9 protein-coding genes are annotated in these 10,240 nt (G+C 63.8%); 3 read left to right on the top strand and 6 right to left on the bottom strand.

Translation table 11 applies throughout. The annotated features are described in order from the left end of the window. Positions 1-250: 250 nt before the first annotated feature. Together ACVOLZ_RS14125 and ACVOLZ_RS14120 are read left to right on the top strand one after the other, a co-directional pair. On the top strand, positions 251-607 hold the full coding sequence (locus tag ACVOLZ_RS14125) for a DMT family transporter (protein WP_481516718.1): 357 nt from the start codon (positions 251-253) through the stop codon (positions 605-607). A gap of 1 nt (position 608) precedes the next feature. Then, the gene (locus ACVOLZ_RS14120; protein WP_481516717.1) at positions 609-923 is read left to right on the top strand and encodes a DMT family transporter; all 315 of its coding nucleotides are present in this window, start codon (positions 609-611) and stop codon (positions 921-923) included. A gap of 177 nt (positions 924-1,100) precedes the next feature. Here the strand turns inward: ACVOLZ_RS14120 and ACVOLZ_RS14115 are convergent, their stop codons facing one another. Next, the gene (locus ACVOLZ_RS14115) at positions 1,101-2,414 is read right to left on the bottom strand and encodes a polyhydroxyalkanoate depolymerase (protein ID WP_481516716.1); all 1,314 of its coding nucleotides are present in this window, start codon (positions 2,412-2,414) and stop codon (positions 1,101-1,103) included. Between the two features lie 81 nt (positions 2,415-2,495). Further along, positions 2,496-3,092: a class I SAM-dependent DNA methyltransferase gene (locus tag ACVOLZ_RS14110; protein ID WP_481516715.1), complete on the bottom strand. Its 597-nt coding sequence runs from the start codon at positions 3,090-3,092 to the stop codon at positions 2,496-2,498. A gap of 63 nt (positions 3,093-3,155) precedes the next feature. On the opposite strand from ACVOLZ_RS14110, the gene ACVOLZ_RS14105 reads away from it, so the two are divergent. After that, positions 3,156-3,611, top strand: coding sequence for a CopD family protein (locus tag ACVOLZ_RS14105; RefSeq protein ID WP_481516714.1), 456 nt, complete (start codon positions 3,156-3,158; stop codon positions 3,609-3,611). 136 nt (positions 3,612-3,747) lie between these two features. On the opposite strand, the gene ACVOLZ_RS14100 is transcribed toward ACVOLZ_RS14105, so the two are convergent. The 4 genes from ACVOLZ_RS14100 to dnaE form a co-directional block, all read right to left on the bottom strand. Further along, positions 3,748-4,512, bottom strand: coding sequence for an alpha/beta hydrolase (locus tag ACVOLZ_RS14100; protein WP_481516713.1), 765 nt, complete (start codon positions 4,510-4,512; stop codon positions 3,748-3,750). Between the two features lie 188 nt (positions 4,513-4,700). Further along, positions 4,701-5,456, bottom strand: coding sequence for a tetratricopeptide repeat protein (locus ACVOLZ_RS14095; RefSeq protein ID WP_481516712.1), 756 nt, complete (start codon positions 5,454-5,456; stop codon positions 4,701-4,703). A gap of 26 nt (positions 5,457-5,482) precedes the next feature. After that, on the bottom strand, positions 5,483-6,442 hold the full coding sequence (locus ACVOLZ_RS14090) for an acetyl-CoA carboxylase carboxyltransferase subunit alpha (protein ID WP_481516711.1): 960 nt from the start codon (positions 6,440-6,442) through the stop codon (positions 5,483-5,485). A 76-nt stretch (positions 6,443-6,518) separates the two neighbouring features. Then, positions 6,519-10,109, bottom strand: coding sequence for a DNA polymerase III subunit alpha (dnaE, locus tag ACVOLZ_RS14085; protein WP_481516710.1), 3,591 nt, complete (start codon positions 10,107-10,109; stop codon positions 6,519-6,521). Between the last annotated feature and the right edge of the window lie 131 nt (positions 10,110-10,240).

The following is a 10,240-nucleotide window of genomic DNA, read 5'->3' as shown; positions in this document are numbered from 1 at the left end:
ATGCTCGGCAGAGGCTCTACCGGTAACGCCTCTGCCGAGCATGGCTCGGCACTACGCTCCCTCCCTTTCGCGTAGCGAAGGGGAGGGCTGGGGAGGGGAAGCTCTTCGCTGGCTGATCCAGTTGCAGCATCGCGGCTTACGCCGCTCCCACAAAAACCGGAGTTGGTTACGCTGCCGGTAATGCCCCTGCCGAGCATGGCTCGGCACTACCTCGCGGTATGCTGGTGGCGGTTTTTTTGTGGAGAAAGCCATGGCCAATAAAGGTTGGTTCTATGTGGCACTGACCTGTCTGTTCGAGCTGGTCTGGGTGTATGGCTTCAATGTGGCAGCCACGTGGTGGCATTGGATCCCGATCATCTTGGTGATCGTGGTGGACTTCCATTGGTTGGCCAAGGCCTGCGAGTCATTGCCTACCGGCACCGTCTACGCGGTGTTTGCCGCCGTTGGCACGGTGGGCACGGCGCTGATGGATATCTTCCTGTTCGACGGCAGCTTCAGCGTCGCCAAGGGCGGGTTCATGGCGGTGCTGGTGGCGGGCGTGATCGCGTTGAAGCTGGCCGATGGCAAAGCTGCTGCCGATCCCGATACAAGCGGGGAGGGAGGCTGACATGGGCTGGTTTCTGGTGATTGCCGCTGCCTTGATGGAGACGGTAGGCGTGATTGGCCTGAAGCGTTACAGCGGGCGCAAGAGTCTGTTGAACGCTGTGTTGTTCTTTGGCGGGTTCGGTGCTTCGTTCGTGCTGCTGTACCAGTCATTCCGCTATATCCAACTGAGCATTGCCTATGCCGTGTGGATTGGTTTGGGAACCGCGGCTGCGGTGCTGGTGAACATGCTGTTCTTTGGTGAGTCGCGGAGTACGGCGCGGCTGCTGAGCTTGGCGGTGATCGTTGTTGGGGTTGTGGGGTTGAAGGCGGTTTCTTGAATGCGGAAGGCCCCGGGGTTACCGGGGCCTTCTGTTTGCTTCTATTTCTTCGCTCCCGCGGAGCAAGGCTGAAAGACACTGGCTTTGGTTGGGGGCTTTGTCCGAGGTATTTCGTCTTCGGTTTGCCCTCACCCCAACCCCTCTCCCGCAGGCGGGAGAGGGGCTCTAAGCCGGAGCTCAGCGCTGGGCGCGGCGGCGTAGCGGGGTTACGTTGCTGCTGGCTTTCTTGGCTTTTTTCGCCGCCGGTTGTGCGGCTTGGGCGCTGAAGAAATCGCGCATCTTCGGGTACACCACTTCGCGCCAGCGGCGGCCGCTGAAGATGCCGTAGTGGCCGGCGCCTTCAACGATGAAGTGGTCGCGGCGCGAGGCCGGGATGCCGGTGCACAGCGCCTGCGCGGCTTCGGTCTGGCCCAGGCCGGCGATGTCGTCCAGCTCGCCTTCGATGCTCAGCAGCGCGGTGTCGCGGATGGCCGATGGGTCGACGTGCTCGCCGCGCACATACCACTCGCCACGCGGCAGCAGGAACTCCTGGAACACCACGCGGATGGTGTCCAGGTAGAACTGCGCCGGCATGTCGAGCACGGCGTTGTACTCGTCGTAGAAGCGGCGATGCGCGTTGGCATCGTCGAGGTCGCCCTTGACCAGGTCGGTGTAGAAATCCCAGTGCGACATCAGGTGGCGGCTGGGATTCATCGACATGAAACCGGCGTGCTGCAGGAAGCCCGGATAGACGCGGCGGCCCTGGCCCGGATACGGCGCCGGAATGGTGTGGATGACATTGTTCTCGAACCACGACATCGGGTTGCGCGTGGCCAGATTGTTGACCGCAGTCGGGCTGCAGCGCGCATCGATCGGGCCGCCCATCATCACCAGCGAGCGCGGCGTGGTTTCGCCACGGCTGGCCATCAGTGACACCGCTGCCAGCACCGGCACGGTCGGCTGGCAGACGCTGACCACATGCACGTTCTCGGCGCCGAGGTAGCGGATGAACTCCTGCACGTATTCGATGTAGTCGTCCAGGCCGAACTCGCCCTGTTCCACCGGCACCATGCGCGCGTCGACCCAGTCGGTCACATAGACGCGGTGGTCGCGCAGCAGGGTGCGCACGGTGTCGCGCAGCAGGGTGGCGTGGTGGCCGGACAGCGGCGCCACCACCAGCACGATGGGCTGCGCCAGCAGGGCTTCGACCTTGGAGGTTTCGTTGCTGTGGCGCTTGAAGCGCAGCAGCTTGCAGAACGGCTTCTCCACTTCGGTGAGCTGGGCGATCGGCACGATCTCGCCATCAAGCTCCAGCTCGTGGATGCCCCATTCGGGCTTCTCATAATCCTTGCCGAGGCGGTGGAACAGCTCGTTCATCGCCGCGAAGCGATCAGCGCCCGGCATCGACGACCACCAGTGGCCCGAATTATTGAAGAACGCCGCATTTGCCTGCGCCTGGTGAACCCAGGGCGCAAGCAGGTTGCGGGTCAATTCATGCAGTTGATAAAGCATGACGTCCCAATATGTACAGTCATATGATGCTGTGCAGCATAGCGCACTATCGCAGAGCGCGAGTTAAGCGGGTATCGGCCTTTAGTCGGCCCTTTCCAGCGCGGCGATGTCCTCGCTGAACGACGGCCCCAGCCAGCAATGCGAGCCGACGCCACGGAAGCCCGCCTCACGCAACTGGCGCTTGTACCAGCGGGCAGGGCGCTGCTGGAAGCCGTCGTGGTCGCCATGGAACTCGTCCTCGGCGGTGAACAGCTCCAGGAAGGCGACCCCGCCACACAGTTCAGCCAGGCCCGGCAGGCCCTTGCGCAGCTCGCGGCTGGGCACGTAATGGATCACGTCCGAGCACACCAGCAGGTCGACCGGCGCGCACGGGCGCAGCCACTGGAAGTCGCCGAAGCCGGCCAGGTGCAGGTTGCGGGTGCGGCCGTAGCGGCGCACCGCGTACTCGCTGCTGTCAAAACCCATGTACTGCAGCTTGGGTCGCAGCTTGAGCAAGGGTGCACGCCAGGCGCCTTCGCCGCAGCCAACGTCGAGTACGCTGCGGATCGGGCGTTCGAGGTAATACTCGGCCGCAGCCACGGCCAGCTGCACCTTGCGGGCCAGGCGCGCTGCGCCGCCGATATCGTCGCGGCGGTACCAGCGTTGGAAGTAGTCGGCGTCGTACTGCTTGTCCTGCATGTGCGTGTCTTGTGTGGATGGGCGAAAATGGCGCTCATCCTACGCCGCCGATGGAGCCAGCGCATGCAGTCGTACTTTTGGGTAAAGACCTTTCACCTTGTTTTCGTGGTGGCGTGGATGGCGTCGGTGTTCTACCTGCCGCGGATCCTGGTCAATATCGCCGAGGCTGCGGGGCAGCCGCAGGTGTTGGAACGACTGCAGTTGATGGGCAAGCGCCTGTACCGGTTTGGCCACGTGATGTTTGGCTTTGCCTTCATCCTTGGGCTGGTGCTGTGGCTTGGCTACAAGGTGTTGCCGGAGTTTCCGACCATGGTGGCGCCGGGCGCTGCCGGCTGGCTGCATGCAAAGCTGGGATTGGTGGTGTTGCTGATGGTGTATTTCACCTTCACCGGGCGCTGGTTGAAGGGCACGATCAAGGGCAAGGCATTGCCCTCGTCTGGGACCTTGCGCTGGTTCAATGAGCTGCCGTTGGTGCTGTTCATTGCGATTGTTTATCTGGTGTTGGCCAAGCCGTTCTGAGTTTATTTTGGGGCTGCAAAGATCAAGGGCACCCCTCCCAACCCTCCCCTGCGCTACGCGCAAGGGAAGGCTTGAGCCTTGCCCCCTCCCTTTGGCGTAGCCAAGGGGAGGGTTTGGGAGGGGTAGGCTTCAAGCGCTACCGCCCCCGCAACGCTTCCGCAAACTGCGGATAGCCAAACACATCATTGTGATCGGCATCGGCGATGGTCACCGCCTGCGCAACGCCGGGCCGGAATTCATGCAGTAGCCGCAACGAACTCGCATTCGGAATCACCTCATCCCTGCCGGCAATGATCAGCGTGGTAGGCGCACTGATCCGTGTGGCGTGACGCCATGAATCGTAGTGATCGCGCAGCAGCAGGCGCACCGGGAAGGCCGGGAACATCCGTGCAGCTAGGCCGCCAATGCTGTCGTAAGGCGTGATCAGGACCAGCCGCTGAACTGGCCGGGCAGCGGCGAGTTGCACGGCGACGCCCGAGCCCAGGCTGCGGCCGATCACGATGATCTCGTTTGCCTGGCTGCTGGTGCCGTCATATAGCGCCAATGCATCGCTGATAAGCGAGGCTTCGGTCGGTGAGCCGCTGCTGCCGCCATAACCGCGGTAGTGCATCGCGTGGATGGCGGCATCGGGGAAGCCCTGCTGCAGCATCGGCAGCGCCTGCGAGACATCTTCGGCATTGCCGCCGAAATACAGTACGAGCGGGGTGCCGGGTTGCTTGTTGCTGGAGATGATGATTTCGGCATCGCCGCGCGGCAGCGTCCAGTGCGGTACATCGGCACTGCGCGGGGTCGGGTGGTAGAGCATGCTGCGGGCATTGAAGGCGAGCAGGGCGCAGGCGATCAGGTACATGCTGGCGAGCAGGCTGATGGCGATCAACAGTACTTTCAGGCTGGTGATCATGCTGCTTGGCCTCGCCGGGGATGGGGAGAAGGCAGGTGATGCGGTCCCAGCGCGCAGGTGTCGGGTGCGTTTGTAGGAGCGGCGTAAGCCGCGAAGCAAGTACATCATCAGATGGCACAGGTGCCAAGGGCTTCAGCAGGGCTAGCTTCGCGGCTTACGCCGCTCCTACAAAAGCCATGGTTCCGGACTCAGCCTGCCGGCGTCAGCTGCCGCAGTTCCTTGCGTGCGGCATCGATCCACGCGCGCTGCGCCTGCTGGTAATAGCGCGGCGAGGTCTCGGCGCGGTCGAGGATGTTTTGCAGTTGCCTCGCCGCATCGTCCTCGCGCCCGGCGCGTTTGAGCAGCAAGGCATAGCGCAGGCGCGCTTCCTCGCCCGGGTAGCCGCCGATCATGGCCTCGTACTCGTGCAGGGCGGCAGGAATGTCCGCGCTGTCCTCAACGGTACGGGCATACAGCAGGTGGCCGTCATGCGAGCGGAAGTTGGGGTTCGCCGCGATCAGCGCTTCCAGCGTCTTGCGCGCCTGTGCCGGCTGCTGCAGACCGTACTGGGCCTTGGCCAGGCCCAGCATCAGGTCCGGGTCTTCGCTGTGCAGTCCGCGCAGTGCGCCTTCATACAATGCAGCTGCTTCGGCGTACTCGCCGCGGTCCAGGTGTTCCTGGGCCAGGCGTCTGCGGTTGTCGGCGGTGTCGGAAACCCGCAGGCGCTGGTCGGCTTGGCGCTTGCCGCGCTGCGGGTCGATCTGGTCGCGGACCTGGCGCAGGCCGCGACGCGCGGTCGGGCTGTTGCGCAGGTCCGGCAGCACTTCGGCGATCACGTAGATCAGCACTGCCAGATAGGAGAAGAACAGCAGGATGAAGATCCAATACAGCGGTCGCCCGGTGCGCACGACGTGTACGCAGCAGGCGACCTGCAGGATCAGCGAAAGCAGAATGATCGGACTCATCCGTGTGTCCCTGTGGCGGAAGCGGCTTATGCCGCTTCGTAGGCACCGTAGCTGCGCAGACGCTTGTAGCGGCGTGCCAGCAACTCATCAAGCGGCAGTTTTTCCAGCGCGTCCAGCTCATTGAGCAGCACGGCCTTCAGACGCTTGCCCATCTGCGTGGGATTGCGGTGGGCGCCGCCGATCGGTTCGCGGATCATCTTGTCGATCAGGCCCAGGCTCTTCAGGCGCGGGGCGGTCATGCCCAACTGCTCGGCGGCGTCCTTGGCCTTGCCGGCGTCCTTCCACAGGATGGAGGCGCAGCCTTCCGGGCTGATGGTTGAGTAGACGCTGTATTCCAGCATCAGGGTGCGGTCGCCCACGCCCAGTGCCAGCGCGCCGCCGGAGCCGCCTTCGCCGATCACGGTGCAGATAACCGGCACCTTGAGCTCAGCCATTTCCATCAGGTTGCGGGCGATGGCTTCGGACTGGCCACGCTCTTCGGCGTCGATGCCCGGCCAGGCACCGGCGGTGTCGATCAGGGTCAGCACCGGCAGGCCGAAACGCTCTGCCATCTTCATCAGGCGCAGGGCCTTGCGGTAGCCCTCGGGCTTGGGCATGCCGAAGTTGCGGCGCACCTTTTCCTTGGTGTCGCGGCCCTTCTGGTGGCCGATCAGCATCACCGAGCGGCCGCCGATGCGGGCCAGGCCGCCAACAATGGCCTTGTCGTCGGCAAAGGCGCGGTCGCCGGCCAGTTCCTGGAACTCATCGCAGAAGATGCGGATGTAGTCGAGCGGGTAGGGGCGCGACGGGTGGCGGGCCACCTGCAGCACCTGCCACGAGGACAGGTTGCGGAAGATCTGGGCAGTACGCAGGCGCAGCTTGTCTTCCAGCGCCTTGACCTCAGCATCGACATTGACCGCCGGCCCGGCGCTGGCATTGCGCAGGTCCTTGATCTTGGATTCCAGATCGGCGATGGGTTGCTCGAAATCGAGGTAGTTCGGATTCATCGGAAACCGTCAGCAATGAAAGGGGGGAAGTGTAGCCGAACGCGCCGTATCAACCCGTACGCGTCCGTCCGGACAATTAATTGGCCCAGGGCGGGCTGTACTTGACCTTGACCCGGCGCACGGCCGGGTCTTCGCGCAGGGCATCGAGCAGCTTGGGCGTGACCCGCACCGAGCCGCTGCTGCCCAGATCGAGCATGCCGGCAATGCTGCCGGGCTTGCCGTTGAGCAGCAGGTCCAGTCGTAGCGGGGTACGGCCCGGGCGGGCGGTGGCGAGCAGGGCGTCGATCCGTTGCCAGATCGGGCCGCCACGGCCATCCACGCGCATCGACAGACGCAGCGCGTGGTCGGCGCAGAGTTGCTCGTAGTCCCAGCATTGGCGCATGCGCAGGGCATAACCGCCGTTGAACTCGTCCTCGCGCAGGCCGCCCTTGACCACCAGGATGCGGTCCTTGGTCATCAGGTGGCCGAATTCGGCCAGGCCATCGGAGAACGCGCTGCATTCGACCCGGCCCTTGCCGTCTTCCAGGGTCACGAAGACCTGGCTGTCGCCCTTGCGGCGTACACCAATGACCATGCCGGCAAGAATCACCGGGGATTCCTGACGCCAGGCACGCTTCTCACCGTCCTTGGAGGGGAAGGCGGGAGCAATCAGTTTGTCGAGGCCGCCGAGGTCGGTACCAACCAGTTCCTTGACGTCATCGGCGTAAGGGTCGAACGGATGGCCGCTGAGGAAGAAACCCAGCGTCTCGCGTTCGCCATTGAGCAGCTGTGCCAGCGGCCATTCCTTGCTCTCGGGCAAGTCGAGCTGGCTGGCGGTGCTGACCGGGTCCGGTGCACCAAACAGCGAGTTCTGCCCGGAGGCTTTCTCGCGCGCCATCTGCTCGGTGGCCTTGATCACCTCCGGCAGCTGCAGGGCCAACGTCGCACGGTTCTTGCCGATGCCGTCGAAGGCACCGCAGTTGATCATCGCTTCCAGCGTGCGGCGATTGAGCTTGCCCGATTCCACGCGCGCGCAGAAATCCAGCAGCGAGGCGTACTCGCCAGCGCGTTCGCGTTGTTCGACTACCGCTTCGCAGGCGCCTTGGCCGACGCCCTTGATTGCGCCCAGGCCGTAACGGATGGTGTCGGCGTTGGCCGCCTCGAACATATAGGCCGAGTCGTTGACGCGCGGTGGCAGCACGGTCAGGCCAAGGTTCTTCACCTCGGCCAGGAAGCCGACTACCTTGTCGGTGTTGTCCATGTCCGAGGACAGGGTCGCGGCCATGAATTCGGCCGGGTAGTGACGCTTGAGCCAGGCGGTCTGGTAACTGACCAGTGCATAGGCGGCAGCATGCGACTTATTGAAACCGTAGCCGGCGAACTTCTCCATCAAGTCGAAGATTTCGTCGGCCTTGGGGCCGTCGACGCCGCCGGTGGCCGCACCTTCGCGGAAGATCTCGCGGTGCTTGGCCATTTCCGCCGGCACTTTCTTACCCATTGCACGGCGTAGTAGATCGGCGCCGCCCAGCGAGTAATTGCCGACGATCTGCGCCATCTGCATCACCTGCTCCTGATACACCATGATGCCGTAGGTGTCTTTCAGGATGGCTTCGGTACGCGGATCGGGATAGATGATTTCTTCCTGGCCGTGCTTACGCGCGTTGAAGGAAGGAATCAGGTCCATCGGGCCGGGGCGGTACAGCGACACCAGCGCGATCAGATCTTCGAACCGGTCGGGCCGCGCGTCCTTCAGCAGACGCCGCATGCCCGAGGATTCGAACTGGAACACTGCACCGGTATTGCCGTTGGCGAAGATGTCCTTGTAGGTCGGGGCGTCGTCGAGCGGGATATGGGCGATATCGACCGGCGGAATGCCGGCGCGCTCGTGGCGCTTGTTGATCGCCTTCACCGCCCAATCAATGATGGTCAGCGTGCGCAGGCCGAGGAAGTCGAACTTCACCAGGCCGACTTCTTCAACGTCGTTCTTGTCGAACTGGGTGACTGGGTTCTTGCCGATGCCGCCATCGTCATGTTCGGCGTACAGCGGGCAGAACTCGCTCAGCGGCTCCGGCCCGATCACCACGCCGCCGGCATGCTTGCCGGCGTTGCGGGTCAGGTCTTCCAGCTGCAAGGCCAGATCGATCAGGTCGCGGACGTCGTCTTCGGACTCGTAGCGCTGGATCAGCTCGGCCGAGGCCATTTCCGAACTTGTGCCTTCCTTGCCCTTGCCCAACGCATCCTTCAGGTGAATCCCGAGGATGTTGGGGATCAGCTTGGAAACGCCGTCGACCAGACCGTACGGGAAACCAAGTACGCGGCCGGTATCACGCACCACCGCCTTGGCGGCCATGGTGCCGTAGGTGATGATCTGGCTGACGCGCTCGCGGCCGTACTTGCGTGCGACGTAGTCGATCACCTCGTCGCGGCGATCCATGCAGAAGTCGATGTCGAAGTCGGGCATCGACACGCGTTCCGGGTTGAGGAAGCGCTCGAACAGCAGGTTGTAGGGCAGCGGATCCAGATCGGTGATCTTCAGCGCCCAGGCCACCAGCGAGCCGGCACCGGAACCACGGCCCGGGCCAATCGGAATGCCCTGGTTCTTACCCCACTGGATGAAGTCGGCCACGATCAGGAAGTAGCCGGGGAAGCCCATCTTGATGATGGTGTTGAGCTCGAACTCCAGCCGCGCGTCGTAGTCCTCGCGGGTCATGCCGGCAGCAATTGGATGCACCTGCAGGCGCTCTTCCAGGCCGTCGCGCGAGATCTTCTGGATCCAGCTGTCCAGGGTCTGGTCGTCCGGCACCGGATAGTTGGGCAGGAAGTAGGTGCCCAGCCGCATCTCGACGTTGCAGCGTTCTGCCAGTGCCAGGGTGTTGTCGATCGCGTCGGGGATGTCGGCGAACAGCTCGCACATCTGTTCCGGCGTTTTCAGATACTGCTCGGCGCTGTACTCACGCGGACGCTTGGGATCGTCGAGCACGCGACCGGTGGAAATACAGACGCGCGCTTCATGCGCGTAGAAATCATCCGGCGACAGGAAGCGCACATCATTGGTCGCTACCACCGGCAGGCCGCGTTGACCGGCGGCCTGCAGTGCGAACTGGTTGAAGGCTTCCTCGCCATCGCGACCGGTGCGGGTCAGCTCCAGATGCAGGCCGTCGCCGAACACGCGCTGCCAGTCGGCGAGCTGCTGCTCAGCCAGATCGTGGCGGCCGTCATTGGCCAGGCGCCCGGCCAGGCTGTGGCGGCCGGCCAGCGCGAACAGGTTCTTGCAGCCGTCCTTCAGCCACTGTGGATGCACGGCGACGCCACCCTCGTTGCGATGGCCTTCCATCCACGCACGGGTGAGCAGGCGCGACAGGCTCAGGTAGCCCTCGCGGTCGCGGCACAGCAAGGTCATGCGCCAGGGGTCCTGGCCGTCCTCGGTGATCAGCAGGTCGGCACCGGCAATGGGCTTGATGCCCACGCCTTCGGCGGCCTTGTAGAACTTCACCAGCGCGAACATGTTGTTCAGGTCGGTGACGGCCAGTGCCGGCGCTTTCATTTCGACCGAACGGCTCAGCAGGTTGGGCTGCTTGGCCTTCTTGGGGTCGGCCTGATCGGGCTTGGCGGGTACGCGGATGGTGGAGTCCACCATCGAGAATTCGGTGTGGACGTGAAGATGGACGAAGCGGGAAGAAGTAGACATGCGGAGCCAGAAGTGTGCCGGTGCAGGGTAGCGACGGGGGCGGGGTGGGGCAAGGCTTGACATGCCCGCTGCGCGCGCCGGCCCGGGCCAATGGCCCGCATGTGCACACTATCAGGACGGGCGCAGGCCTG

Source organism: Stenotrophomonas sp. STEN020 (assembly GCF_056760195.1).
Note: the sequence above shows the minus strand (reverse complement) of the source record. Positions and strands in the feature narration are given on the sequence as shown.